General features: G+C 71.0%; 22 protein-coding genes. 11 read left to right on the top strand and 11 right to left on the bottom strand.

Going from position 1 to position 24,717, the window contains the following annotated elements; translation table 11 throughout:
• Positions 1-112 precede the first annotated feature (112 nt).
• Both ADL01_RS33425 and ssd read right to left on the bottom strand, forming a co-directional pair.
• Positions 113-1,318: a TadA family conjugal transfer-associated ATPase gene (locus tag ADL01_RS33425; RefSeq protein ID WP_053745794.1), complete on the bottom strand. Its 1,206-nt coding sequence runs from the start codon at positions 1,316-1,318 to the stop codon at positions 113-115.
• Positions 1,315-2,421 (bottom strand): septum site-determining protein Ssd, encoded by a 1,107-nt coding sequence (gene ssd, locus ADL01_RS33420; RefSeq protein ID WP_053745793.1) that lies wholly within the window; start codon positions 2,419-2,421, stop codon positions 1,315-1,317. The genes ADL01_RS33425 and ssd overlap by 4 nt, the downstream gene beginning before the upstream one ends.
• Before the next feature lie 529 nt (positions 2,422-2,950).
• On the opposite strand from ssd, the gene ADL01_RS33415 reads away from it, so the two are divergent.
• Positions 2,951-3,784 carry an HAD family hydrolase gene (locus ADL01_RS33415; RefSeq protein ID WP_053745792.1) on the top strand — a complete coding sequence of 278 codons (834 nt, stop codon included), beginning with the start codon at positions 2,951-2,953 and terminating at the stop codon, positions 3,782-3,784.
• A gap of 379 nt (positions 3,785-4,163) precedes the next feature.
• Here ADL01_RS33415 and ADL01_RS33410 read toward each other — a convergent pair whose 3' ends face one another.
• On the bottom strand, positions 4,164-4,988 hold the full coding sequence (locus ADL01_RS33410; protein WP_053745791.1) for a Fic family protein: 825 nt from the start codon (positions 4,986-4,988) through the stop codon (positions 4,164-4,166).
• Positions 4,989-5,089: 101 nt separating this feature from the next.
• Here ADL01_RS33410 and ADL01_RS33405 point away from each other — a divergent pair, with 101 nt between their 5' ends.
• Positions 5,090-6,073: an ATP-binding protein gene (locus ADL01_RS33405; RefSeq protein ID WP_053745790.1), complete on the top strand. Its 984-nt coding sequence runs from the start codon at positions 5,090-5,092 to the stop codon at positions 6,071-6,073.
• A gap of 101 nt (positions 6,074-6,174) precedes the next feature.
• On the opposite strand, the gene ADL01_RS33400 is transcribed toward ADL01_RS33405, so the two are convergent.
• Positions 6,175-7,452: a hypothetical protein gene (locus ADL01_RS33400; protein WP_053745789.1), complete on the bottom strand. Its 1,278-nt coding sequence runs from the start codon at positions 7,450-7,452 to the stop codon at positions 6,175-6,177.
• Between the two features lie 306 nt (positions 7,453-7,758).
• On the opposite strand from ADL01_RS33400, the gene ADL01_RS33395 reads away from it, so the two are divergent.
• From ADL01_RS33395 to ADL01_RS46840, 6 genes are all read left to right on the top strand, one after another.
• Entirely contained in the window at positions 7,759-10,218 is a 2,460-nt protein-coding gene (locus ADL01_RS33395; protein ID WP_053745788.1) for a bifunctional SulP family inorganic anion transporter/carbonic anhydrase, read from the top strand.
• Positions 10,219-10,369: 151 nt separating this feature from the next.
• A complete protein-coding gene (gene acs, locus ADL01_RS33390) occupies positions 10,370-12,376 on the top strand; it encodes an acetate--CoA ligase (protein ID WP_053745787.1) in 2,007 nt (668 codons plus the stop codon).
• Positions 12,377-12,567: 191 nt separating this feature from the next.
• The gene (gene nhaA / locus ADL01_RS33385; protein WP_053745786.1) at positions 12,568-14,019 is read left to right on the top strand and encodes a Na+/H+ antiporter NhaA; all 1,452 of its coding nucleotides are present in this window, start codon (positions 12,568-12,570) and stop codon (positions 14,017-14,019) included.
• Positions 14,020-14,128: 109 nt separating this feature from the next.
• Positions 14,129-14,605, top strand: coding sequence for a phage holin family protein (locus ADL01_RS33380; protein WP_053745785.1), 477 nt, complete (start codon positions 14,129-14,131; stop codon positions 14,603-14,605).
• Positions 14,602-15,567, top strand: coding sequence for an alpha/beta fold hydrolase (locus ADL01_RS33375; protein WP_053745784.1), 966 nt, complete (start codon positions 14,602-14,604; stop codon positions 15,565-15,567). Before ADL01_RS33380 ends, ADL01_RS33375 begins: the two co-directional genes overlap by 4 nt.
• A 224-nt stretch (positions 15,568-15,791) precedes the next feature.
• Positions 15,792-15,971, top strand: a complete 180-nt coding sequence (locus ADL01_RS46840; RefSeq protein WP_078960903.1) for a hypothetical protein — start codon at positions 15,792-15,794, stop codon at positions 15,969-15,971.
• A gap of 34 nt (positions 15,972-16,005) precedes the next feature.
• Here ADL01_RS46840 and ADL01_RS33370 read toward each other — a convergent pair whose 3' ends face one another.
• The 3 genes from ADL01_RS33370 to nth all read right to left on the bottom strand — a co-directional run bounded on the left by ADL01_RS33370 (position 16,006) and on the right by nth (position 19,088).
• A complete protein-coding gene (locus tag ADL01_RS33370) occupies positions 16,006-17,205 on the bottom strand; it encodes a MarP family serine protease (protein ID WP_053745783.1) in 1,200 nt (399 codons plus the stop codon).
• Between the two features lie 13 nt (positions 17,206-17,218).
• Entirely contained in the window at positions 17,219-17,950 is a 732-nt protein-coding gene (locus ADL01_RS33365) for an NUDIX hydrolase (RefSeq protein WP_053745797.1), read from the bottom strand.
• A 94-nt stretch (positions 17,951-18,044) separates the two neighbouring features.
• The gene (gene nth / locus ADL01_RS33360) at positions 18,045-19,088 is read right to left on the bottom strand and encodes an endonuclease III (RefSeq protein WP_053745782.1); all 1,044 of its coding nucleotides are present in this window, start codon (positions 19,086-19,088) and stop codon (positions 18,045-18,047) included.
• A gap of 326 nt (positions 19,089-19,414) precedes the next feature.
• Here nth and ADL01_RS33355 point away from each other — a divergent pair, with 326 nt between their 5' ends.
• From ADL01_RS33355 to ADL01_RS33345, 3 genes are all read left to right on the top strand, one after another.
• A complete protein-coding gene (locus ADL01_RS33355) occupies positions 19,415-20,089 on the top strand; it encodes a Crp/Fnr family transcriptional regulator (RefSeq protein WP_006382668.1) in 675 nt (224 codons plus the stop codon).
• Between the two features lie 138 nt (positions 20,090-20,227).
• The gene (locus ADL01_RS33350; protein ID WP_053745781.1) at positions 20,228-21,307 is read left to right on the top strand and encodes a PQQ-binding-like beta-propeller repeat protein; all 1,080 of its coding nucleotides are present in this window, start codon (positions 20,228-20,230) and stop codon (positions 21,305-21,307) included.
• A 1-nt stretch (position 21,308) separates the two neighbouring features.
• The gene (locus ADL01_RS33345) at positions 21,309-22,154 is read left to right on the top strand and encodes a nucleotidyltransferase domain-containing protein (protein ID WP_078960902.1); all 846 of its coding nucleotides are present in this window, start codon (positions 21,309-21,311) and stop codon (positions 22,152-22,154) included.
• A 19-nt stretch (positions 22,155-22,173) separates the two neighbouring features.
• Here the strand turns inward: ADL01_RS33345 and ADL01_RS33340 are convergent, their stop codons facing one another.
• From ADL01_RS33340 to ADL01_RS33325, 4 genes are all read right to left on the bottom strand, one after another.
• On the bottom strand, positions 22,174-23,004 hold the full coding sequence (locus ADL01_RS33340) for an MBL fold metallo-hydrolase (RefSeq protein ID WP_053745780.1): 831 nt from the start codon (positions 23,002-23,004) through the stop codon (positions 22,174-22,176).
• Positions 23,001-23,876, bottom strand: a complete 876-nt coding sequence (locus tag ADL01_RS33335; RefSeq protein ID WP_053745779.1) for an NUDIX hydrolase — start codon at positions 23,874-23,876, stop codon at positions 23,001-23,003. The genes ADL01_RS33340 and ADL01_RS33335 overlap by 4 nt, the downstream gene beginning before the upstream one ends.
• 143 nt (positions 23,877-24,019) lie before the next feature.
• On the bottom strand, positions 24,020-24,484 hold the full coding sequence (locus tag ADL01_RS33330; protein ID WP_053745778.1) for a RidA family protein: 465 nt from the start codon (positions 24,482-24,484) through the stop codon (positions 24,020-24,022).
• Positions 24,481-24,639: a DUF4177 domain-containing protein gene (locus tag ADL01_RS33325; protein ID WP_019063748.1), complete on the bottom strand. Its 159-nt coding sequence runs from the start codon at positions 24,637-24,639 to the stop codon at positions 24,481-24,483. Before ADL01_RS33325 ends, ADL01_RS33330 begins: the two co-directional genes overlap by 4 nt.
• Positions 24,640-24,717 lie beyond the last annotated feature (78 nt).

Below are 24,717 nucleotides of genomic sequence, written 5' to 3'. Positions count from 1 at the left end.
CCGGCGAGCAGCAACTCCGCCCGCCGCGCCCCCGGATACCGCCCGCCCAGCAGCAAGCAGACCGCCCCCGCGCACATCCCGGCCACACCCATCGCCAGCTCTCCCGTACCCGTCACGCCCGTTCACTCCCTTGCCCCTGGTCACCGCCGGCGCGAAGCAGCCCCCGCAGCCGCTCCCACCCCCGCTCGTATGCGAACGCCTCCTCGCCCCACCGCAGGGCCGGCACCGTCACCACCAGCCCCGACGGGTCCCGCTCCAGCACATGCACCTCGGCGATCCGGCGCCGCCCGGCCCGGTCGCGGACGAGATGCAGGACCACCGACAGGGCGGCCGCCAACTGGCTGTGCAGTGCGGTCCGGTCGAGACCGGCGGCCGTACCCAGCGCCTCGAGCCGTGCCGGTACGTCCGCCGCCGCGTTCGCGTGGACCGTCCCGCAGCCGCTGTGCCCCGTGTTCAGCGCGGCCAGCAGGTGTACGACCTCGGCGCCTCGGACCTCCCCGACCGCCAGCCGGTCGGGGCGCATCCGCAGCGCCTGGCGCACCAGGTCCTCGAGGGTGACCAGGCCCGCGCCCTCCTGGTTGGCGGGTCTGGTCTCCAGCCGTACGACGTGCGGATGGTCGGGCCGCAGCTCCGCCGAGTCCTCGGCCAGCACGATCCGCTCGCCCGGGCCAACCAGGCCCAGCAACGCGCTCAGCAGGGTGGTCTTGCCGCACCCCGTGCCGCCGCTGATCAGGAAGGACAGCCGGGCGTCCAGCAACGCCCGCAGCACCCGCTCACCGCCCGGCGGTACCGTGCCGGCGACCGTCAGCTCGTCCAGGGTGAACGCGCGCGGCCGTACGACCCGCAGTGACAGGCAGGTGCAGCCCACGGCCACCGGAGGCAGCACCGCGTGCAGCCGGGTCCCGTCGGGGAGCCTGGCGTCGACCCAGGGCCGGGCGTCGTCCAGCCGCCGACCGGCCACCGCGGCCAGACGCTGCGCGAGCCGTCGTACGGCGCCCGCGTCCGGGAAGGAGACGGCGGTCAGCTCCAGTCCGCCACCCCGGTCGACCCACACCCGGTCGGGGGCCGCCACCAGCACGTCGGTGACCGACGGATCGGCGAGCAGCGGCTCCAGCGGGCCGGTGCCGACCAGCTCGGACCTCAGCCGCTCGGCGGCGCCCAGCACCTCGGCGTCCCCCAGCACCCGCCCCTGCTCCCGCAGGGCCTGCGCCACGCGCGCGGGTGTCGCCTCGGCCCCGCTCTCGGCCAGCCACTGCCGTACGCCGTCCAGCAGCCCGGCGGGCGCCCCCGGTCCCTCGTCCCAGCGCACGCCGTTCACACGCCACCCGCCTCGGCCAGCGCCCGCTCCCAGAACACCGTGCAGAACCGGGCCAGTGGGCCGCGCGCGGCCGCTCCCGGCGGCGCCTTGCCCTCGTGCGGGCGCGCCAGGGCCGATTCGACGGGGACTTCGCCCGCCAGGGGCAGGTTGAGCAGCCGGGCCACCTCGTGGTCGTCCAGTCCCGGTGTGTACGGGCCTCGTACCGCCACGCGCAGGTCGCGCAGGACCATGCCGACGGCGGACGCCACCCGGCCGGCCGCGGCGACGGCGCGCAGTTCGCCGGGGACCACCAGGATCCCCACGTCCAGCTGGGCGAGGACCTCCGCGACACCGTCGTCGATGCGTCGCGGCAGGTCGACGACGACGGCGCCACCGCGCCGTCTGGCCGCGGCGAGAACCGCCCGTACGGCCTGGGGCGGGACGGCCACGCAGTCTCCGCGGTCCCAGCTCAGCACCCTCAGGGAGTGCAGTTTCGGCAGCGACTCCTCCAGGGCGCCGCCGCCGACCCGGCCGCGCGAGGCGGCGAAGGCCGGCCAGCGCAGTCCGTCGGCCGTCTCACCCCCGAGGAGGACGTCGAGTCCGCCGCCCAGCGGATCCGCGTCGACGAGGAGGGTGCGCAGGCCCTCGCGGGCGGAGGTGACGGCGAGCGCGCAGGCCAGCGTGGACGCTCCGGCCCCGCCCCGGCCTCCGATGACGCCGACGGTGAGCGCGGGCCTGCCGACGCCCTCGGCGACGTCGGCGATCCGGTCGACGAGCCACTGCTCTCCGTCGGGCAGCATCAGGACGTGATCGGCGCCGATCTCGACAGCCCGCCGCCAGACCCCGGAGTCGTCCTGGTCCCGTCCGACGAGCACCACTCCCCGTCGCCGCGCGGCCCCGCGCACCCGCCGTACGGCGTCGTCGCCGACCAGGACGAGCGGGGCGGCCTCCCAGCCGCCGCCTCGCTCCGGCACCCCGTGGTGCACTTCGGGAGTGGCACCGGCCGCCGCGCACAGGCGCAGCAGATCGTCGAGCAGGTCGGCGTCCTCGGTGACGATCAGCGGTCCGCTCTGCCGACCCTCGGCCGCGGGCTGCTCGTTGTCGTGTGTGATGGCTCCCGCCATGATTTCCGGCCCCCTTCGCTAAATGAACGGCCGACAGACGCCGGCCGAACACGCCCCGACAAACGGAACCGGCCATGAACTCGCCGCGAGGCGGGACGTGTTGGAATCACGGTGCAGCGAACCCGGAAATCGTGTGGATCTTGATGGAAATCTGTGGACAAGTCTGTGGTTGTGAATATCACCGTCACCCAAATAGGTGAGTGGTGTTCGACTTTCCACAGAGCAGCGCATCAACTACCCACAGTGACGGATCATGGGCATGCAAAAAAGGCGGCCGAAGCCGCCTCGCGCGGCCACACGGCCGACAAACAGAACGCACAGAGGGGAAGGAAGAGGAAGGAAACCGCCCCGGACGTGCGACGACCCCCGCCGGGGGGGAGAGCGGGGGTCGTCCCCACGGTTCGACTCGGGGGGGGAGGAGCCGGACCGGGTTAGCACGGTCGCGAACGATCCGTGACTTCCATGGTGTACCCGAGAGCCCTCTCAGGCAAACCCACGGGCCGCACTTTACGCCGAATGGTGGGCGCATATGCTCAGCCTCGTGGAAAGCCACTCCTTGCCCCGCACAGCCGCCTTCTTTGACCTGGACAAGACGGTCATTGCGAAGTCGAGCACGCTCACGTTCAGCAAGTCGTTCTACCAAGGCGGCCTGATCAACCGCAGGGCCGTGTTGCGTACCGCATACGCCCAGTTCGTCTTCCTGGCGGGCGGTGCCGACCATGACCAGATGGAACGCATGCGCGAGTACCTGTCCGCGCTGTGCCGCGGCTGGAACGTCCAGCAGGTCAAGGAGATCGTCGCCGAGACGCTGCACGACCTGATCGACCCGATCATCTACGACGAGGCGGCCTCCCTCATCGAGGAGCACCACACGGCCGGCCGTGACGTGGTGATCGTGTCCACGTCGGGCGCCGAGGTCGTCGAACCGATCGGCGAGCTGCTGGGCGCGGACCGGGTGGTGGCCACGCGCATGGTCGTCGGCGACGACGGCTGCTTCACGGGCGAGGTGGAGTACTACGCGTACGGGCCGACGAAGGCCGAGGCGATCAAGGGGCTGGCCGAGTCCGAGGGATACGACCTCGCACGCTGCTACGCCTACAGCGACAGCGTCACCGACATCCCCATGCTGGCGTCCGTCGGCCATCCGCACGCCGTGAACCCGGACCGGGCACTGCGCCGGGAAGCCGTCGCCCGGGGGTGGCCGATCCTGGACTTCCACCGTCCGGTGCGGCTGAAGCAGCGGCTGCCCGCCCTCTCCGTACCGCCGCGTCCGGCGCTGGTCGCCGCCGCCGCGATAGGCGCGGCAGCCGCCACGGCCGGCCTCGTCTGGTACGCGAGCAGGCGCCGACCCTCGATCGCGTGACCTCGGCGTCCACTTCCTGGCGGTTTGATCATAAAAGTAAAGAAGTACAGCGAGGGGTTCCGCTTACTCCGGTCCAGGAGTAGAAAGGACTTAACGGCCCGCGAGACCAAGGACATCCGAAAGGATCACCTTTATAACGCAGTTGGCCCACGGACCGAGCATGAACACTGGGCACCCACGCGACGTCGACCCGTCGATTACGGGCCAGCCGCACCAGGTGACGGGCAGAGATCCCGACCTGATGGGCAAAATTCCGAGGACGCTTGGTAACCGGGTGGACATGCTGGCGGCGGTACGAATCCTCGTACCGCCGCAACCCGTTGAAGGCCCTCCTCGGAGGGCCTTTCCACTTCCCTGGCGCGACCGCTCCCCAAGCTTCCTAAGCCGCTCCGCGCTGCAACGCCTCACAGACGGCCACTGATTCACGCGCCCCGAGTTCGACCGCCCGGCCGCAGTGGGCGATCCACGCCGCCATGCCCTCCGGTGTGCCGGAGACATAGCCGTCGAGCGCGGACAGATAGGCGGCGCGGCCCGGTTCGGCGTGGCCGACCTCGGCCGGGCAGACGGACTTCGGGTCGAGGCCGCTGCCGACCAGGACGATCCGCTCGGCCGCGCGCGCGACAAGGCCGTTGTGGGAGCCGAAAGGGCGCAGCGCGAGGAGTTCGCCGTGCACGACGGCGGCCGTGACCAGGGCGGGGGCGGAGCCTCCCGCGATGATCAGCTCCGCGAGCCCCTCCAGCCGCCCCGACACCTCCGCCGCGCTCGGCAGCGGCAGCTCGACCGTCGGCTCGTCGACCGGCTCGCCGTCCTGACGAGGGCGCCCCACCTCGTCGCCCGTGCCCGCCGCGGCGACCAGATGAAGCCGGGCCAGCACCCGCAGCGGCGACTGGCGCCAGATGGACAGGAGCTGCCCCGCCTCCGCGGTCAGTCGCAGGGACGCGCCGACGATCCGGGCCTCGTCGTCACCGCTGAAGTCGGTGCGCCGGCGAACCTCTTCCAGGGCCCAGTCCGCGCCGGAGAGGGCCGCAGAACCGCGCGCACCGCGCAGGCCCGCCTCGCCGGTGATCTCATTGCTGCGTCGCCGCATGATGCGATGCCCGTAGACCCGGTCCACGGCCTTGCGCACGGACTCCACGGAGTCGGTCACCCCGGGCAGTGCCCCCAGGGCCGCTAGCGGATCGGCGGTCGCGCCTGTCGTACTCATGAGTACGACCCTACGCACTCCCGGGAGCCCACCCACGAAGGAGTGGACTTCCTCACGGCCCCTGGACACCCTCGGCACTCATTCCACTACCGTTAGTGAACATGAAAATTGCTTTCGTCGGGAAGGGCGGCAGCGGCAAGACCACGTTGTCCTCCCTGTTCGTCCGCCACCTCACGGCCTCCGGGGCGCCGGTCCTCGCCATCGACGCCGACATCAACCAGCACCTGGGCACAGCACTCGGCCTCCATGACACCGAAGCCGCCGCGATGCCCGCGATGGGCGAGCGGATGGAGCTGATCAAGGAGTATCTGCGCGGCACGAACCCGCGTATCGCCTGCGCCGACGCGATGATCAAGACGACCCCGCCCGGCGGGGGCTCGCGCCTGCTGCGGATCCAGGAGACCAATCCGGTGTACGACGCCTGCGCGCGGCCGGTGGAACTCGACGGCGGCGCCGTCCGTTTGATGGTCACCGGCCCGTTCACCGAAGCCGATCTCGGAGTCGCCTGCTACCACTCCAAGACGGGCGCGGTGGAGCTGTGCCTGAACCATCTCGTCGACGGCCCGAGCGAGTACGTCGTCGTCGACATGACCGCGGGCTCGGACTCCTTCGCGTCCGGCCTGTTCACCCGCTTCGACATCACGTTCCTCGTCGCCGAACCCACCCGGAAGGGAGTCTCCGTCTATCGCCAGTACAAGGAGTACGCCCAGGACTTCGGGGTCGCCCTGAAGGTCGTCGGCAACAAGGTGCAGGGGCAGGACGACGTCGACTTCCTCCGCGCCGAAGTCGGGGACGACCTCCTGGAGACGGTCGGACACTCGGACTGGGTGCGTGCCATGGAGAAGGGCCGGCCCACCCGGTTCGAGCACCTGGAGGACACCAACCGCCGCTCCCTGCAACGGTTGCGGTCGGCCGTCGACGCCACGTACGAGACGCGCGACTGGGAGCGCTACACCCAGCAGATGGTCCACTTCCACCTGAAGAACGCCCACTCCTGGGCCAACGCCCGCACCGGAGCCGACCTGGCGGCCCAGATCGACCCCGATTTCATCCTGACCGAACAGAAGACAGCAACCACCGTCTGAACCCGGCCGCGCCCCTTAAGGGGCGCGGGGAACTGCGCGACCAGCCCCCACTGACCCGCACCCAACGAACCGCACCCACACACCCCGCACCCAGCGGAGCGCTACCGCTTGGCCGCCGGAGTCCCCGGCACCCCCTTGGGCGCCGGGCCCGGGCGCTCCGCCAGGAAGCTCTCCCAACCTCCCTTGGGTGCCTCACTCACCCCGAGCGTGCGCAACTTCGCCAGGGTCTGCGGGTCCTGCGTGTCCAGCCAGTCGGCGAGCTGCCGGAAGGAGACACAGCGCACGTCGGCCTTCGTACAGACGCGTTCGACGACCTCCTGTACGGCACGCATGTAGACGCCGCCGTTCCAGGACTCGAAGTGGTTGCCGATGAGCAGAGGGGCGCGGTTGCCGTCGTAGGCGCGCTCGAAGCCCTTGAGGAGACCGTCGCGGTACTGGTCGCCCCAGAACTCGTGCCGGTCCTTGGCGCCCGCGCGTGCCCCGGACTGGTTCATGTAGAAGTTGTAGTCCATGGTCAGCGTCTCGAAGCGGTGGCCGGGCATCGGGACGAGCTGCATGGACAGGTCCCACAGGCCCTGTTTCTTCGCGGGCCAGATCTGCTCGTTGACGCCGCTGGTGTCGTAGCGGAAGCCCAGTTCGCGGGCCGCGCTCATGAAGTTCTTCTGCCCCTCCAGGCACGGCGTTCGGGCGCCGACAAGTTCCTTCTCGTAGTCGAAGGGCAACGGGGACGCCTTCTTCATGCCCGTGTTGGTCTTCCAGGACTCCACGAAACGTTTCGCCTGCGCGATCTCGCTCTTCCAGTCCTCCACCGACCACTCGCCGACACCGCCCCCTCGGCCGCAGAAGTGGCCGTTGAAGTGGGTGCCGATCTCGCTGCCCTCCAGCCAGGCGAGCCGCAGCTGCTTCACGGTGTCGGCGATGCCCCGCTCGTCGTTGAAGCCGATGTCGGAGCGGCCGGGTGAGTGCTGGGGCGGCCGGTACAGGTCACGCTTGTCCTCCGGGAGCATGTACACGCCGCTCAGGAAGTACGTCATCGCCGCCTTGTTGGCCTTGGCCACTTTGCGAAAGCGGGAGAACAGCCGCTGGCTGTCCTCACCCGCCCCGTCCCAGGAGAAGACGACGAACTGCGGCGGCTTCTGGCCGGGCTTGAGGCGCTCGGGCCTGGGCTGGTAGGGCTGGGCCCCGGTGTACGCGGTGGAGCCGTCGCCGATCAGCCGGGCCGCGCTCTTGGGTGCCGGGGCCGGGGCCGCCTTCTTCGCACCATGCGCGCCTTCCTTCGCACCGGAGGAGCCGGTGGCTCCCGCCCCGCAGCCGGCGAGTGACGCGGCACAGGCCGCGACGGCCACAACGCCCACGGCGATCCTCTTGGTGACGGCCATCTCCGCCCACCTCTTCCTTCGTTCGGGCCGGCGCTTTCGGGCGCGGCGCCGTCAAGGTCGCACAGGACCGAGAAGGAGTTAGTACGACAAGCCGATAAAAAGTTCACTTCACTCATTGAAGTGATTCATTAACCTATTTGCCCCAAAAATACATACTCGTCCTTTACTGTGCATTACGATCCGTTTACCGAGCGTTGAAATATCCCGCCGCTTGCATGCCGTGACCCACGGCCGCGACCCGCCCCCCGCCCATCGACGGGGGACCACCTGTTCCGCGACCGCGCTGCCCCGGAGGAGACGGGAAACATGTCTGCCTGCGTACCCACTCGCGCCCCCGAACCGACTCGGACGGAGCGCATGCACCAGCCCCCCAGCCCCCCACCGCCCTCGACCCCACCCCGCCGCTTCCGCGTCGCGGGCGCCGATGTGTCGGCCTCCATCGCGGTCTTCCTGATCGCCCTCCCCCTTTCCCTGGGCATCGCCCTCGCCACGGGCGCCCCGCTCCAGGCCGGCCTCGTCGCCGCAGCCGTCGGCGGACTCGTCGCCGGGCGCCTCGGCGGCTCCCCACTCCAGGTCAGCGGCCCCGCCGCCGGGCTCACCGTCGTCACCGCCGACCTCATCCAGCGGTACGGATGGCGTACGACCTGTGCCATCACCGTCCTCGCCGGGCTCGCCCAACTCGGCCTCGGCTGCGTGCGCGTGGCCCGCACGGCGCTCGCCGTCAGCCCCGCCGTCGTCCACGGCATGCTCGCCGGGATCGGCGTGACCATCGCCGTCGCCCAGGTGCACATCGTCCTTGGGGGTACGCCGGAGAGCTCGGTCCTCGACAATCTCCGCGCGCTGCCCGCCCAGTTGGCCGGCCTGGACCCCGCCGCCGTGTCGATGAGCGTGCTGACCCTGACCCTGCTGCTGGCCTGGCCGAGGATTCCCGGCCGGGCGGGGCGCGTTCTGCGCAAGATGCCGGCCGCGCTCGTCGCCGTCAGCGGCGCCACGCTCACCGCCTCGCTCGCCGGGTTGGTCCTTCCCAAGGTCGACCTGCCGTCGTGGCGCAGTCATGCGCTGGCCGGGTTGCCCGAGGGACCCGCGCTCGGTGTCGCCGCCGCCGTGCTCACCGTCACCCTGGTGTGCAGCGTGCAGTCGCTGCTCGGCGCGGTCGCCGTCGACAAGCTGGTGGCCACCCGGCCCGAACTGCTCGCCCAACGGGCCTCGGCAAGCGGAGCGGCGACTCGCGTCGGCCGCTCCGACCTGAACCGTGAACTGCTCGGTCAGGGCGCCGCCAACGTCGTGTCCGGTGTGCTCGGCGGGCTACCGGTCGCCGGCGTGGCCGTGCGAAGTTCGGCGAATGTGCAAGCGGGTGCCGTGAGCCGGAACTCCACGATGCTGCACGGCGTTTTCGTAGTAGTCGCCGCGCTGCTGATGGTTCCGATCCTGGAGCTGATCCCGCTCGCCTCACTCGCCGCCCTGGTGATGGCCGTCGGCATCCAGATGGTGTCCCTGCACCACATTCGCACGGTGACCCGCCACCGCGAGGTCCTGGTCTACGCGGTGACGACCCTGGGCGTCGTTTTTCTCGGCGTCCTCGAAGGAGTACTGCTGGGCGTCGCGGTCGCCGTCACCGTCGCCCTGAACCGCCTCGCCCGCACCCGGATCACCTACGAGGAACGACACGACGAGACAGGAGGAGTCCATTACGTACACGTACGAGGACAGTTGACGTTCCTCGCGGTGCCCCGGCTCAGCCGGACCCTGCACCTCGTACCCCAAGGGGCGGACGTCGTCCTGGAGTTGGACGGCTCGTTCATGGACCACGGGGCGTACGAGTCTCTGCACCACTGGCAGAGCACGCACACCGCGCAGGGCGGCACCGTGGAGGTGACCGGCCGGGCGGGGACCCGCATCGCCGAGCCCGCGGACGCCTCCGACTGCCGCTGCCGGCCCTGGACGCCCTGGCGCAACCACCAGTGCGAAGTCCCGGAGTCCACACAGGGGCGAGGAGAGACGGCGAACGCGCCCGGTGGGGCGAGCGGCACTGCCGGCTCACCCGGCCCGTCCGACTCGTCGAGGTCGTCGGGGTCGGTCGGTGTCGCCGAGCCGCGCGGGCATCAACTGGCGCGCGGGATCAGCGCGTTCCAGCGGAACACCGCTCCGCTGGTGCGCGGGGAGCTGGCCAGGCTGGCGCGCGAGGGGCAGCAGCCCTCGCAGCTGTTCCTGACCTGTGCCGACTCGCGCCTGGTCACGTCGATGATCACATCCAGTGGTCCCGGTGACCTGTTCGTCGTACGGAACGTCGGCAACCTGGTGCCGCGTCCCGGCGAGGAGAGCGGGGACGACTCGGTGGCGGCCGCGATCGAGTACGCGGTGGACGTACTGAAGGTGCGCTCCATCACGCTGTGCGGGCACTCCGGATGCGGGGCCATGCAGGCGCTGCTGAGCATGGAGCCCGACGGGGCACGGACGCCGCTCAGGCGGTGGCTGCGGCACGGGCTGCCGAGCCTGGCGCGGATGGCGGCGACGGACCGGCCCTGGGCGCGGCTCGCCGGGCGGGCGCCCGCCGACACGGTCGAGCAGCTCTGCCTGACCAATGTGGTCCAGCAGTTGGAGCATCTCCGGGCGCACGAGTCGGTGGCCCGGGCACTGCGGGAGGGTGCGCTCGAACTGCACGGAATGTACTTCCATGTGGGTGAGGCACAGGCGTATCTGCTCACCGGCGCGGAGGACGGGGACGCGGTGTTCGATCATGTGCGGGCAGCCGGGTTGCCCGCCTGACGAGGAGGGGTGAACCGGGCGGCCATCGCGTACGTGACCTTGGTTGGCCCCCTCATCAAGAGGCGCGCCGACGAGAGACACCCGGAAGGACTAAAGGTCTAAACCAATCTCTCGTCGGCCCTTGTCAGCGGGCCCCCCGGTCTGATGAGCTGTGGCCTGGGACACAACGGCCGCCCCGGCGAAGGACGGTAAGGGAGATGTCGTGAGCAACGAAAGCCTGGCCAACCTGCTCAAGGAAGAGCGCAGGTTCGCGCCACCCGCCGAGCTGGCCGCGAACGCCAACGTCACGGCGGAGGCGTACGAACAGGCCAAGGCTGACCGGCTCGGCTTCTGGGCCGCGCAGGCCCGTCGGCTGACCTGGGCCACCGAGCCGACCGAGACCCTGGACTGGTCGAACCCGCCGTTCGCCAAGTGGTTCAAGGACGGCAGCCTCAACGTCGCGTACAACTGCGTCGACCGGCATGTGGAGGCCGGAAACGGCGACCGGGTCGCCATCCACTTCGAGGGGGAGCCCGGCGACAGCGGTGCGATCACCTACGCCGAGCTCAAGGACGAGGTCTCCAAGGCCGCCAACGCCCTGCTGGAGCTGGGAGTCGAGAAGGGTGACCGGGTCGCCGTCTACATGCCGATGATCCCGGAGGCGGCGATCGCGATGCTCGCCTGCGCGAGGATCGGCGCCGCGCACTCCGTCGTCTTCGGCGGGTTCTCCGCGGAGGCGCTCGCGACCCGTATCCAGGACGCCGACGCCAAGATCGTCATCACCACGGACGGCGGCTACCGGCGCGGCAAGCCGTCCGCGCTCAAGCCCGCCGTCGACGCCGCCGTCGAGCGCGTCGACAACGTCGAACACGTGCTCGTCGTCCGCCGAACCGGGCAGGACGTCGAGTGGACCGAGGGCCGCGACGTGTGGTGGCACGAGGTCGTCGACCGGCAGAGCGCCGAGCACACGCCCGAGGCGTTCGAGGCCGAGCAGCCGCTGTTCATCCTCTACACCTCCGGTACGACGGGTAAGCCCAAGGGCATCCTGCACACCTCCGGCGGCTACCTCACCCAGGCCGCCTACACCCACCACGCCGTCTTCGACCTCAAGCCGGAGACGGACGTCTACTGGTGCACCGCCGACGTCGGCTGGGTCACCGGGCACTCGTACATCGTGTACGGACCGCTGGCCAACGGCGCGACCCAGGTCATGTACGAGGGGACGCCGGACACCCCGCACCAGGGCCGCTTCTGGGAGATCATCCAGAAGTACGGGGTGACCATCCTCTACACGGCGCCCACCGCCATTCGTACGTTCATGAAGTGGGGCGACGACATCCCCGCCAAGTTCGACCTCTCCTCCCTCCGGGTGCTGGGGTCCGTGGGTGAGCCGATCAACCCCGAGGCGTGGATCTGGTACCGCAAGCACATCGGCGCCGATGTGACGCCCATCGTCGACACCTGGTGGCAGACCGAGACCGGCGCCATGATGATCTCCCCGCTGCCCGGCGTGACCGAGACCAAGCCGGGATCCGCGCAGCGGGCGCTGCCCGGGATCTGCGCCACCGTCGTCGACGACGAGGCGCGCGAAGTGCCCGACGGGGGCGGCGGCTACCTGGTGCTGACCGAGCCGTGGCCGTCCATGCTGCGCACCATCTGGGGCGACGACCAGCGCTTCCTCGACACGTACTGGTCCCGGTTCGAGGGCAAGTACTTCGCGGGGGACGGCGCGAAGAAGGACGCCGACGGCGACATCTGGCTGCTCGGGCGGGTGGACGACGTCATGCTCGTCTCGGGGCACAACATCTCCACCACCGAGGTCGAGTCCGCGCTCGTCTCGCACCCCTCCGTCGCCGAAGCGGCCGTCGTCGGCGCCGCGGACGAGACCACCGGGCAGGCCATCGTCGCCTTCGTCATCCTGCGCGGCACCGCCTCCGAGACCGACACCCTCGTCGCCGAACTGCGCAACCACGTCGGTGACGTTCTCGGCCCGATCGCGAAGCCCAAGCGCATCCTGCCGGTCGCGGAGCTCCCCAAGACCCGCTCCGGCAAGATCATGCGCCGCCTGCTGCGTGACGTCGCCGAGAACCGGGAGCTGGGTGACGTGACCACCCTGACCGACTCCACGGTCATGGACCTCATCCAGACGAAACTGCCCGCGGCGGGCAGCGAGGACTAGGGGAAGAGGACCAGGAGAACCAGAGGTGGCTTGAGAAAAACAGGGGTTTCCTCCGGGCGGCACATCCCCCGCATCTTAGGTAAGGTAAAGATCGCGTCAACAACGCGACACGATCCGCGAGGATCGCCAAGGTGCGCCGGGAAGTCTGGTCGGCATGTGTTCCATGCTGCCCACCGACCGGAGGATCCTCTGTGGCCACCCCCCGTAACACCAGCCGCAAGCTCCTCGGACGGCTCTCGCTGCCCGAGCGGACCTTCGTCGCCGACGCGCTGCGGACCGAGACCGTCGGCGGGATGCTGCTGCTCGTCGCCGCCGTCGCCGCGCTGATCTGGGCGAACACGCCGCTCAAGGACAGCTACGAAACCGTCCTCGACTTCCACGTCGGACCCACCGCCCTCGGACTCCACCTCTCCCTCCAGCACTGGGCCGCCGACGGACTGCTCGCGGTCTTCTTCTTCGTCGCCGGCATCGAACTCAAGCGCGAACTAGTCGCCGGGGATCTGCGCGACCCGAGGGCCGCCGCGCTGCCCGTCGTCGCCGCCCTGTGCGGAATGGCCGTACCGGCCCTCGTCTACACCCTCACCAACGTCACCGGCGGCGGTTCGCTCGCCGGATGGGCCGTGCCCACGGCCACCGACATCGCCTTCGCGCTCGCCGTGCTCGCCGTCATCGGTACGTCCCTGCCGAGCGCCCTGCGCGCGTTTCTGCTGACGCTCGCCGTCGTCGACGACCTCTTCGCCATCCTGATCATCGCGGTCTTCTTCACCGACGACCTGAACTTCGCCGCGCTCGGCGGCGCGCTCGTCGGCCTCGGCGTCTTCTGGCTGCTGCTGCGCAAGGGGGTACGCGGGTGGTACGTGTACGTCCCGCTCGCGCTCGTCATCTGGGGGCTGATGTACAACAGCGGCATCCACGCCACCATCGCCGGTGTGTCGATGGGCCTGATGTTGCGGTGTACGACCCGGACCGAGGAGGGGGAGGAGTGCTCGCCCGGTGAGCGCGTCGAGCATCTGGTGCGGCCCCTGTCGGCCGGCCTCGCCGTGCCGCTGTTCGCCCTGTTCAGCGCGGGGGTCTCGGTGTCCGGCGGAGTGCTGGGGGACGTGTTCACACAGCCGGAGACCCTCGGTGTCGTGCTCGGGCTGATCATCGGGAAGACGGTCGGGATCTTCGGTGGGACCTGGCTGACTGCACGTTTCACCCGGGCCTCGCTCAGCGACGACCTCGCCTGGGCCGACGTGTTCGCCGTCGCCTCGCTCGCCGGGATCGGGTTCACCGTCTCGCTGCTGATCGGTGAACTCGCGTTCGACGGCGACCCCGCCCTCACCGACGGGGCCAAGGCCGCCGTCCTGACCGGCTCGCTCATCGCCGCGCTCGCCGCGACCGTGCTGCTGAAGATACGGAACGCCAGGTACCGGCAACTGTGGGAGGCGGAGGAGCGCGACGACGACCTCGACGGCATCCCCGACATCTACGAGGAGCACGATCCGGCGTACCACCTGCGCATGGCCGACATCTACGAGGGGAAGGCGGCAGAACACCGGCGCATCGCCGCGCTCAAGGCCGCCGAACTGGAGGCCGCCGAGCGGGACCGGCTTGCCGAAGTGGCGGGCGGGGCGGGCGACGTGGGTGACGGTCCGGCATGATCTGACACGTAGACGTCAGACACGTAGTCAGACACTGAGTCAGATGCGTACGCCAGGCGCGTACGCATAGACAGTTGAGCAAGACGACAAAGACAACAGGGAGACCTCGATGAGCGCACCCGACGGCAGCCCGGTCGGCGCCGAACGCAGCATCGGCCAGTTGTTCGCCTCGGCGACGACCGAGATGTCCGCGCTGGTGCACGACGAGATCGCACTGGCGAAAGCCCAGCTCAAGCAGGACGTGAAGCGCGGCGCGACCAGCGGCGGCGCTTTCTCGGTGGCCGGCGCGGTACTGCTGTTCTCCCTGCCGATGCTCAACTTCGCACTGGCGTACGCCATTCGGACCTGGAGCGGCTGGAATCTCGCGATCTGCTTCCTGCTGTCGTTCGCCGCGAACGTCCTCCTCGCCGTCCTGCTGGTTCTGGTCGGCGTCGTCTTCGCGAAGAAGGCCAAGAAGAGCAAGGGCCCGCAGAAGGTCGCCGCGTCCATGAAGGAGACGGCGGGCGTTCTCCAGAAGGCCAAGCCACATCCCCGGCCCGCCCCGGCGAGTGACGGGGTCGAGGTTGTGGCACGCTCGTCCTCATGACGGACCCCGCCACACCCCCGGCGCACCCCGCCCCGACGACGCCCGCCTCGCTCGTACGGCTCGACCTTCCCGGTGGGCGTGAGGTGATCCACCGGGATGTCGCCGCGAACGGCGCCCGGTTCCACATCGCCGAGCTGGGCGACGGGCCGCTGGTCATGCTGGTGCACGGCTTCCCGCAGTTCTGGTGGACGTGGCGGCACCAGTTGGCCGCCCTCGCCGACGCCGGCTTCCGGGCCGTCGCCATGGACCTGCGGGGCGTGGGCGGCAGCGACCGTACGCCCCGGGGTTACGACCCGGCGAACCTCGCCCTCGACATCACGGGCGTCGTACGGTCCCTCGGCGAGCCCGACGCCGCGCTGGTCGGCCACGACCTGGGCGGATACCTGGCGTGGACGGCGGCGGTGATGCGCCCCAAGCTGGTCCGGCGGCTCGTGGTGTCCTCGATGCCCCACCCCCGGCGCTGGCGCTCGGCGATGCTGTCCGACGTCAAGCAGACGGCCGCCGGTTCCTACATCTGGGGGTTCCAGCGGCCCTGGCTCCCCGAGCGCCAACTCGTCGCGGACGACGGCGCGCTCGTCGGGCGTCTGATCCGTGACTGGTCGGGGCCTCGGCTGCCGGACGACGAGGCGGTGGAGACGTACCGCGCCGCCATGTGTATCCCGTCCACCGCGCACTGCGCGATCGAGCCGTACCGCTGGATGGTCCGCTCGATGGCCCGTCCGGACGGCATCCAGTTCAACCGGCGCATGAAGCGGCCGGTGCGGGTGCCGACGCTGCATCTGCACGGCTCGCTCGACCCGGTGCTGCGGACGCGCAGCGCGGCCGGCTCCGGGGAGTACGTCGAAGCGCCGTACCGCTGGCGCCTGTTCGACGGGCTGGGGCACTTCCCGCACGAGGAGGATCCGGTCGCCTTCTCGACAGAGCTGGTCAACTGGCTGAAGGACCCCGAGCCGGACCGGTGACAGGACCCGTGGCAGGACCGGTGACACGGCCAACAGCCGGACCGGTGGCAGGACTGGTGAGACGACCGACGGCCGGACCGGTGGCAGGGCCGGTGACCGCGCCGGTACGCCCGGTATCCGCGAACTGAACACCCGTTCTACGAACAGCCAATTGCCCGGCGCATAGGCCAATTGGGGGCCCATGGGGCGGTTATCGACCTTGGGGCGGGGGCAGACGTCGGGGTATGGGCTGGACGCACGACTACAGTGACGCGGCACGCAATCGCCGCTCGGGCCACGGCCTGAGCACCCACCAAGGAGGAGCCCCGCACATCGCGGGAGCGGATCTGAGGGTGGGAATCCCGCGCATCCTGCGCCGTCGGGCCCGCTGGGTCTCGGTGCGTCTGCGCCACCCCCGCCCCTGAGCCCGTACGTGCGCCCCTCCTGGCCGTACCGGGCTCAGAGCGCGCAGCTGTCGCTGTCCACCTGCTGGCCGGCGACGCGCCCCTGGACGATGTCCTTCTGGATCTCGTCCGCCGTGAGCGCGTAACCGGTGTCCGGGTCGTCCAGGGACTTCGCGAAGACCACGCCGTACACCTTGCCGTCGGGCGTGAGCAGCGGGCCGCCGGAGTTGCCCTGGCGGACGGTCGCGAACAGGGAGTAGACATCGCGGCGCACCGTGCCCCGGTGGTAGATGTCCGGACCGTTGGCCGTGATGCGCCCACGCACGCGCGCGGGACGGACGTCGTACGACCCGTTCTCCGGGAAGCCGGCGACGATCGCGCTCTTGCCGCTGCTCGCGTCGTCGGTCGCGAACCGCAGGACGGGCGCGCGCAGATCGGGTACGTCGAGGACGGCGATGTCGCGCGCCCAGTCGTACAGGACGACCGTCGCGTCGTACTTCCTGCCCTCGCCGCCGATCTGGACGGTGGGCTCGTCGACGCCGCCGACCACGTGCGCGTTGGTCATCACGCGCCGCTCGCCGAAGACGAAGCCGGTGCCCTCCAGGACCTTGCCGCAGCTCTGGGCGGTGCCCATGACCTTGACGATGGACCGCTGGGCGCTGACGGCGACCGCGCTGTTGGCGAGCGCGGGGTCGGGCGGGTCGACGTCCTTGATGGGCTCGTCGGAGAACGGGCTGAAGACCTGCGGGAAGCCGTTCTGCGCGAGGACCGAGGTGAAGTCCTTGAACCAGGTGTCCGCGTCGGAGGGCAGCACCTGCTGCACTCCCGCCAGCACCTTGGAGCCGCGGACCTCCTTGCCCACCGTGGGCATCGTGGTCTGCGCGAGGGCGGCACCGATCAGCCAGGCGACCAGGAGCATCGCGACGACGTTGACGAGGGCCCCGCCGGTCGCGTCGATGGCGCGGGCGGGCGACCAGGTGATGAACCGGCGCAGCTTGTTGCCGAGATGGGTGGTCAGGGCCTGGCCGACCGAGGCGCAGACGATGACGATGACGACAGCGGCGACGGCGACGGTCGTGTTCACCTCCGCCTCGTCGGTCACGCCGTCCCAGAGGACGGGCAGCAGATAGACGGCGGCGAGCCCGCCGCCCAGGAAGCCGATCACCGACAGGATGCCGACGACGAAGCCCTGGCGGTAGCCCACGATCGCGAACCACACGGCGGCGACCAGCAACAAGATGTCCAGCACGTTCACATGGGCCACCCTGTCACGCGCGCCAGTCCAGCGGGACCTGCTTGTTTCTGTCCCAGGGGCGCTCCCAGCCCGCGTAGTGCAGCAGGCGGTCGATGACTCCGGCCGTGAAGCCCCACACGAGGGCCGATTCGACCAGAAATGCCGGGCCTTTGTGGCCACTTGGGTGCAAGGCGGTCGCACGGTTGGCCGGATCCGTGAGATCCGCCACGGGGACCGTGAAAACCCGGGCCGTCTCGTTCGGGTCGACGACCCCGACCGGGGACGGCTCGCGCCACCAGCCCAGGACAGGCGTGACGACGAAGCCGCTCACCGGGATGTAGAGCTTGGGCAGTACGCCGAAGAGCTGGACGCCGGCCGGATCGAGCCCGGTCTCCTCCTCGGCCTCGCGCAACGCGGCCCGCAGCGGGCCGTCGCCCTGCGGGTCGCCGTCCTCGGGGTCGAGGGCGCCGCCGGGGAAGGACGGCTGGCCGGCGTGGGAGCGCAGCGAACTGGCCCGCTCCATCAGCAGCAGCTCGGGGCCGCCGACGCCGGGGCCGCCGTCACCGTTGACCGTCTTCCCGTCGCCCTCGCCGAAGAGGATCAGTACGGCGGACTGGCGGCCCCCGCCGTCCTCGGGCGGCAGGAAGCGGCTCAGCTGGAGCGGCTCGACCGTCTCGACGGCGTGGACCACCGGATCGAGCCAGTCGGGCAGGCCGTCCTTGCTGAGCGTCGCCTCGCCGCCCTGTGTGTTGCTCGCGCGCGTCACCGCCACCCCCGTTCTGCTGCTTCCAACGCCTGCGGCCACCCCGTTGGTTCCGTACCCGAGGACGCCGTACGGCCTGTGGCCCGCGCGCCGGACCTCATCCGGCCCCCAGCGGGGGCGCCGGGATGCCGCCCGCGTCGAGGTAGGCCTGAGGCGGCTTCAGCCGCTGGCCGGGGAAGCCGCCCTTCTCGTACTTCAGGAGCTTTTTGGCCTTCTCCGGGTCCGTCTCGCCCTCCCCGTACGCCGGGCAGAGCGGCGCGAGCGGGCAGGCGCCGCAGGCGGGCTTGCGGGCGTGGCAGATACGGCGGCCGTGGAAGATCACGTGGTGCGACAGCATCGTCCAGTCGCTCTTGGGGAAGAGCGCGCCGACGGCGGCCTCGATCTTGTCCGGGTCTTTCTCCGCCGTCCACCGCCAGCGGTGCACGAGCCGCTGGAAGTGCGTGTCCACGGTCAGGCCGGGGTGTCCGAAAGCGTTGCCGAGCACGACGAACGCGGTCTTGCGGCCCACGCCGGGGAGTTTGACGAGGTCTTCGAGGCGGCCGGGCACCTCGCCGCCGAACTCCTCCGAGAGGGCCTTGGACAGCCCTATGACGGACCTGGTCTTGGCCCGGAAGAAGCCGGTCGGGCGCAGGATCTCCTCGACCTCCTCGGGGTCGGCGGCGGCCAGGTCCTCCGGGGTGGGGTACTTGGCGAAGAGGGCGGGGGTCGTCTGGTTGACCCGCAGGTCGGTTGTCTGGGCGGACAGGACCGTGGCGACGAGCAGTTGGAAGGGGTTCTCGAAGTCCAGCTCGGGGTGGGCGTACGGATAGACCTCGGCGAGTTCCCGGTCGATCCGGCGGGCCCGCCGGACCAGAGCGGTGCGGGACTCCTCGCGGGGCGGCTTCGCGGCGGCGGCCTTCTTGGCCACGGCCGTCTTCTTCACGGCCGTCTTCTTCACCGCCGTGGCGGCAGCCCTCTTCGCCGGTGCGGCCTTCTTCACCGCCGTGGCGGCAGCCCTCTTCGCCGGTGCGGCCTTCTTCACCTGACCGGCCGACCGCGCGGCGGCCCCGTCCTCCGGGGCGCCCCGCGAGGCTCCCTCTCCGGCCGTACCAGCCACCTCGGTCGCCCCGGTCACCTTCTTGGCGGCTTTCTCCACCGACATCACCTCTGCCGCTTTCTACGCATTCCGGCCCCCACCCGCACCCTGTTCGCCGAGAGCGGAATGACACCCCGCCGCCACCCGCCCAGCCCCCGTGGCCTGTGCTCTCACCGGCGATTTGGACACCCGGCCAGCCTAGAGCCCGGCACTGACATCCGCCCCGGACCCTGAAGATCGGCGCCCAATTGGCCCCCTGCCACACTGCTCGGGACACCCGTACGGCATCCTTGTGACAGATCACACTGTTTGGACCGCCCGGCAAGATGGGGAACTCGGTCCCCGTCAACGGGGAGCAAGATCCCCTGAGCAGGTCGACAAGGAGAGAACTCGTGGACGACGTTCTGCGGCGCGCCCCGCTCTTCGCGGCGCTCGATGACGAGCAGGCCGCGGAGCTCCGCGCCTCCATGAGTGAGGTGACCCTCGCACGCGGTGACGCCCTGTTCCATGAGGGCGACCCGGGTGACCGCCTCTACGTGGTCACCGAGGGCAAGGTCAAGCTCCACCGCACGTCCCCGGACGGGCGCGAGAACATGCTGGCCGTCCTCGGCCCCGGCGAGCTGATCGGCGAGCTGTCGCTGTTCGACCCGGGCCCGCGTACCGCCACGGCCACCGCGCTGACCGAGGTCAAGCTGCTCGGCCTCGGCCACGGCGACCTCCAGCCCTGGCTGAACGCCCGCCCCGAGGTCGCCGCCGCGCTCCTGCGCGCCGTCGCCCGGCGCCTGCGCAAGACCAACGACCAGATGTCCGACCTGGTCTTCTCCGACGTGCCGGGCCGCGTGGCGCGCGCCCTGCTCGACCTCTCGCGCCGCTTCGGCGTGCAGTCGGAGGAGGGCATCCACGTCGTGCACGACCTGACCCAGGAGGAGCTGGCGCAGCTCGTCGGCGCCTCCCGCGAGACGGTCAACAAGGCGCTCGCCGACTTCGCGGGCCGCGGCTGGCTGCGCCTGGAGGCGCGGGCCGTGATCCTGCTGGACGTGGAACGCCTCGCGAAGCGGTCGCGCTAGCCGGAAGACCGTACGTAAGCGCGAGAGGGGCCCTGCCGCACGGCGGGGCCCCTCCGGCGTTTACCGGGGTGGGGTGACCCACGCGGTGAGCGAGCGTGCGGTGACGAGAACGCTGAACGGAATCAAGAGGTGGGTGGGATGCACCAGGACAAGGCGCCCGAGTCCGTCTGGGCGGCGCCGGAGCCCACGAAGCGCCGGTTGCGCCTCTTCCGCCGGGACCCGGAGGCCCCGACGCTGTGGCAGTCCGAGTTCGAGCAGCAGGACCTGGGTGAGCCGCTCGGCCTGTGGGCGACGGCGGAAACAGTGGCCCTGGTGCGCTTCGACCGCGTGGCCGCGTACGCGCCGGCCACCGGTGAGCCCCGCTGGACGTGGCAGCCGCCGGGCCAGGACGTGATCGTCCGGGTGGCCGAGGACGCCCAGGACGGTCTGGGCGTCGTCCTGCACCACGACGACGGCGAGCATCGCGCCCAGCACGTCCGCGTCACCGCGCTCGACCTCGGCTCCGGAGCCGTGGCCTGGACGCGCGAGCAGCCCAAGGACCGGCTGGGACACGTCGCAGGCGAGCACGCGCGCGAGGTGGCGATCGGCGGCGGCCGAATAGCGACCGTCGCCCGCGGCAAGGCGGACGCGCCGCCGGTCGTCCGGTGTCTCGACGCGCGTACCGGCGCCCAGCAGTGGGAGCGACCGCTCCCGGACGACCGGGGCGACTCGTTCTCCGTCCTGGCGGCCGACCCGCCCGTCCTGTCCGTCCGCAACAGCGGCAGGCGCTCCCGCCCCCGGCTGTACGTGGTGCGTGAGGACGGCGAGTGGTACGTCGAACTCCCGGACGGATACAAGGACTTCGGGCCTGCGGTCGCCGTCGTCGGCGACACGCTCGCCGTCGGGCTGGAACCGGACGAGCCCGCCGGAGAGGACGAGAAGAGCGCCGACACCGTCCTGCGCGCCTACTCCGTCCCCACCGGTGAGCAGCTCTGGGAGTGGCGCGTCGATCACGGCCGTACGCTCCACCCGCTGGCCCACCGCGGGTACTTCATGGCGGGCAACGGCTACGGCAGCCGGGTGACCGTCCTCGACCCCGCCGACGGCCGGGTCGTCGCCGAGCGCAGACTGCCCGGCTTCAGTTACCGGGCCCGGTACGCCGCCTGGGACGACCGTCTGGCCGTCGTGTGCCACGCGGTGAGCGAGACCCGGCGCGTGCGCGTGTTCCGGTGGAAGTGACGTGAGGTCGGGAGCGGCACCGCGCCCGGGGCTGGACGGGCAGGGGTTAATCGCCCGCGAGGGCTCCCTCGCGCGCGTGCCGCACGCCTTCCGGCCCGTTGTCGCCGCGGCCCGTGACCGGACCGCCGACATCTTCGGGGAGCGGCTGCACAGCGCGTACCTGTACGGGTCGATTCCGCGCGGCACCGCGCGCGTGGGGCGCAGCGACCTGGACCTCCTGATCGTGCTGCGCGAGGAGCCCACGGAGGGGGACCGGGCGGCGGCCGGCGCGCTGGACGCGGCGCTCGACGGGGAGTTCGAGCAGATCGACGGCTCGGGCACGCTGCTGGTCTCGCGGGCACAGGTGCTGAGCGACCTCGAGAGGCACGACCTGGGCTGGTTCCTGGCCTGCCTGTGCACGCCCCTCCTCGGCGCGGACCTCGCCGGGCACCTGCCCCGCTACCGGCCCGACTCCCTCCTCGCCCGCGAGACCAACGGCGACCTGGCCGTCTGCCTCCCCCGCTGGCAGCGCCTGATCGCCGAGGCGACCGCCCCGGGAGCTCCGCCGGGGGCGGTACGCGTACGCGTGCGGGGCATTTCCCGCCGGATCGTGCGGACCGGCTTCACGCTCGTCATGCCGCGCTGGGACGGCTGGACCAGCGACCTGTACGAGATGGCCGAGGCGTTCGCCGCGTACTACCCGGAGTGGGGCCCGCGTATGAGGCAGGCGGCGGCACTGGGCCACGAGCCGACCGACGACCCGGCCGTCCTGCGGTCGTTCCTGCGCTCGCACGTCGAGGAGCTGGGCCCGTGGCTGGTGGAGGAGTACACGCGCGTGCACGGCGTCAAGGCGGCGAGGCCCGGCTGACCGGCTGGCTGGCCGGTGGCTAGATGAGGCCGTGCTCGCGCAGGTACTCCAGTTGGGCGCGTACGGACAGTTCGGCGGCCGGCCACAGGGAGCGGTCCACGTCCGCGTACACGTGGGCGACGACCTCCGCGGGGTCCGTGCGGCCGTTCTCGACGGCTGTCTCGACCTGGGCGAGCCGGTGGGCGCGGTGGGCGAGGTAGAACTCGACGGCCCCCTGGGCGTCGTCCAGCACCGGACCGTGACCCGGCAGGACGATGTGCACGCCGTCGTCCACCGTCAGGGACCTGAGGCGCCGCAGGGAGTCCAGATAATCCCCCAGGCGGCCGTCAGGATGGGCCACCACGGTCGTTCCGCGCCCCAGGACGGTGTCTCCGGTCAGGACGGCCTGATCGGCCGGGAGATGGAAGCACAGCGAGTCCGCGGTGTGCCCCGGCGTCGGTACGACCCTCAGTTCCAGCCCGCCGACGGACACGACGTCCCCGCTCCCGAGGCCCTCGTCCCCCAGCCGCAGCGCCGGATCGAGCGCCCGCACGCGCGTCCCCGTCAGCTCGGCGAAGCGTCCGGCGCCCTCCGCGTGGTCCGGATGCCCGTGCGTGAGCAGCGTCAGCGCGATCCGTTTGCCGGCCTTCCGCGCGGTGTCGACGACCTGCCTGAGGTGGACGTCGTCCAGGGGCCCCGGGTCGATGACGACGGCCAGCTCGGAATCCGGCTCCGAGACGATCCACGTGTTCGTGCCGTCGAGGGTCATCGCGGAGGCGTTGGGCGCGAGGACGTTGACCGCGCGCGCGGTCGCGGGGCCCGAGAGAACCCCGCCGCGTGGCTGGCCGGGAAGAGCGGCGGCTTCGGTCATGCGGGGGCTCCTCCGATCCGGATGTGCTTGGTGAACTCGTCGTGTCCTGGCCAGGCGAGCACGATCTCGCCCTCCTCCACACTGGCCGTGGCCAGGACGGGCGCCAGGTCGCGCTCCAGGGCCCCGGCGAGGGCCCCGGACACACTGTCGTACGGTGCCAGCGCTCGCAGCGTCGCGATGGTGGGCGGCATCATCAGCAGTTCGCCCCTGTCGTACGAGGATGCCGCTTCGGCCGGTTCGATCCACACCGTACGGTCCGCCTCCGTGGAGGCGTTGCGGGTGCGCTGGCCCTGCGGGAGCGCGGCCACGAAGAACCAGGTGTCGTAGCGGCGGGGCTCGAACTCCGGGGTGATCCAGCGGGCCCACGCCCCGAGCAGGTCGGAGCGCAGGACCAGTCCGCGGCGGTCCAGGAACTCCGCGAACGACAGTTCCCGCGCGACCAGGGCCGCGCGGTCCGCCTCCCAGTCGTCGCCCGTGGTGTCGCCGACCACGGAATCGGCGGTGGGGCCCGCGAGCAGGACGCCCGCCTCCTCGTACGTCTCCCGTACGGCGGCGCAGACGACCGCCTGGGCGGACGTCTCGTCGGTGTCCAGGCCCAGCCGGAACGCCCACCACGCGCGCGTGGGGCCCGCCCAGCGGATCAGGTGGTCGTCGTCGCGCGGGTCGACTCCGCCGCCCGGATACGCGTACGCGCCCCCGGCGAAGGCCATGGAGGCGCGTCTGCGCAGCATGTGGACGACGGGGCCGGTGTCGGTGTCCTTCAGGAGCATGACGGTGGCCGCGCGCTTGGGGGTGACCGGGGTGAGGGTGCCTTCGGCGAGCCCGCGGATGAGGTCCGGCCACTCCGGTGGGTACCACTGCCCGTTTGCCATGGGCGGAGGCTATCCGGTGGTGGGCGCATGTTCGAGGGGCGAGGTTTCTCGTCCCCGCCGCCCCTACCCTTCCCGTCCCTGAGGGCTGTGCTCCCAGACCCCCCTTTCGCGCTGAACGCGCTCGTCCTCAAACGCCGGACGGGCTAAAGCGCAAGCTCTACCTGGACCTCTACCTCGACGGGCGCGTCGAGGGGCAGTACCGCCACTCCTACCGCGCTGCGGGCGTGCACGCCCTTGTCGCCCAGTACCTCGCCCAGGAGTTCGCTCGCGCCATTGATGACCCCGGGCTGGCCCGTGAAGTCGGGGGCCGAGGCGACGAAGCCGACGACCTTCACGACCCGCGCGACCCGGTCCAGGTCACCGGCGACCGACTTGACCGCCGCGAGCGCGTTCAGCGCGCACGTGCGGGCCAGTTGTTTGGCCTCCTCGGGGGTGACTTCCGCGCCCACCTTCCCGGTGACCGGAAGTTTCCCGTCCACCATGGGCAGCTGGCCCGAGGTGTACACGTACACCCCCGACCGCACGGCCGGCTGGTACGCGGCCAGCGGCGGAACCACCGCAGGCAGGGTCAGGCCCAGTTCGGCGAGGCGTGCCTCGACCGCGCTCACGCCTTCTCCCGCTTCAGGTACGCCACGAGCTGCTCGGGGTTGTTCGGCCCGGGCACGACCTGCACGAGCTCCCAGCCGTCCTCGCCCCAGGTGTCCAGAATCTGCTTCGTGGCGTGGACGAGAAGCGGCACAGTGGAGTATTCCCATTTTGTCATGGAGGCGACTTTATCGGCTGCCGTCAGGCCGCCCGCGCCCGCGTTGTCCACAGCCCCCCGCGTGGCTTCGGGCCGGAC

Source organism: Streptomyces sp. NRRL WC-3618 (assembly GCF_001280005.1).
Lineage (GTDB): Bacteria > Actinomycetota > Actinomycetes > Streptomycetales > Streptomycetaceae > Streptomyces.
This window is presented reverse-complemented; position numbering and strand designations above follow the sequence as displayed.

Excerpts from the sequence above, each read along its gene's own strand:
- ssd (WP_053745793.1), bottom strand. The coding sequence starts at position 2,421 with ATGGCGGGAGCCATCACACACGACAACGAGCAGCCCGCGGCCGAGGGT.
- ADL01_RS33415 (WP_053745792.1), top strand. The coding sequence starts at position 2,951 with ATGCTCAGCCTCGTGGAAAGCCACTCCTTGCCCCGCACAGCCGCCTTC.
- ADL01_RS33410 (WP_053745791.1), bottom strand. The coding sequence starts at position 4,988 with ATGAGTACGACAGGCGCGACCGCCGATCCGCTAGCGGCCCTGGGGGCA.
- ADL01_RS33405 (WP_053745790.1), top strand. The coding sequence starts at position 5,090 with ATGAAAATTGCTTTCGTCGGGAAGGGCGGCAGCGGCAAGACCACGTTG.
- ADL01_RS33400 (WP_053745789.1), bottom strand. The coding sequence starts at position 7,452 with ATGGCCGTCACCAAGAGGATCGCCGTGGGCGTTGTGGCCGTCGCGGCC.
- ADL01_RS33395 (WP_053745788.1), top strand. The coding sequence starts at position 7,759 with ATGTCTGCCTGCGTACCCACTCGCGCCCCCGAACCGACTCGGACGGAG.
- ADL01_RS33380 (WP_053745785.1), top strand. The coding sequence starts at position 14,129 with ATGAGCGCACCCGACGGCAGCCCGGTCGGCGCCGAACGCAGCATCGGC.
- ADL01_RS33375 (WP_053745784.1), top strand. The coding sequence starts at position 14,602 with ATGACGGACCCCGCCACACCCCCGGCGCACCCCGCCCCGACGACGCCC.
- ADL01_RS46840 (WP_078960903.1), top strand. The coding sequence starts at position 15,792 with ATGGGCTGGACGCACGACTACAGTGACGCGGCACGCAATCGCCGCTCG.
- nth (WP_053745782.1), bottom strand. The coding sequence starts at position 19,088 with ATGTCGGTGGAGAAAGCCGCCAAGAAGGTGACCGGGGCGACCGAGGTG.
- ADL01_RS33350 (WP_053745781.1), top strand. The coding sequence starts at position 20,228 with ATGCACCAGGACAAGGCGCCCGAGTCCGTCTGGGCGGCGCCGGAGCCC.
- ADL01_RS33340 (WP_053745780.1), bottom strand. The coding sequence starts at position 23,004 with ATGACCGAAGCCGCCGCTCTTCCCGGCCAGCCACGCGGCGGGGTTCTC.
- ADL01_RS33335 (WP_053745779.1), bottom strand. The coding sequence starts at position 23,876 with ATGGCAAACGGGCAGTGGTACCCACCGGAGTGGCCGGACCTCATCCGC.
- ADL01_RS33325 (WP_019063748.1), bottom strand. The coding sequence starts at position 24,639 with ATGACAAAATGGGAATACTCCACTGTGCCGCTTCTCGTCCACGCCACG.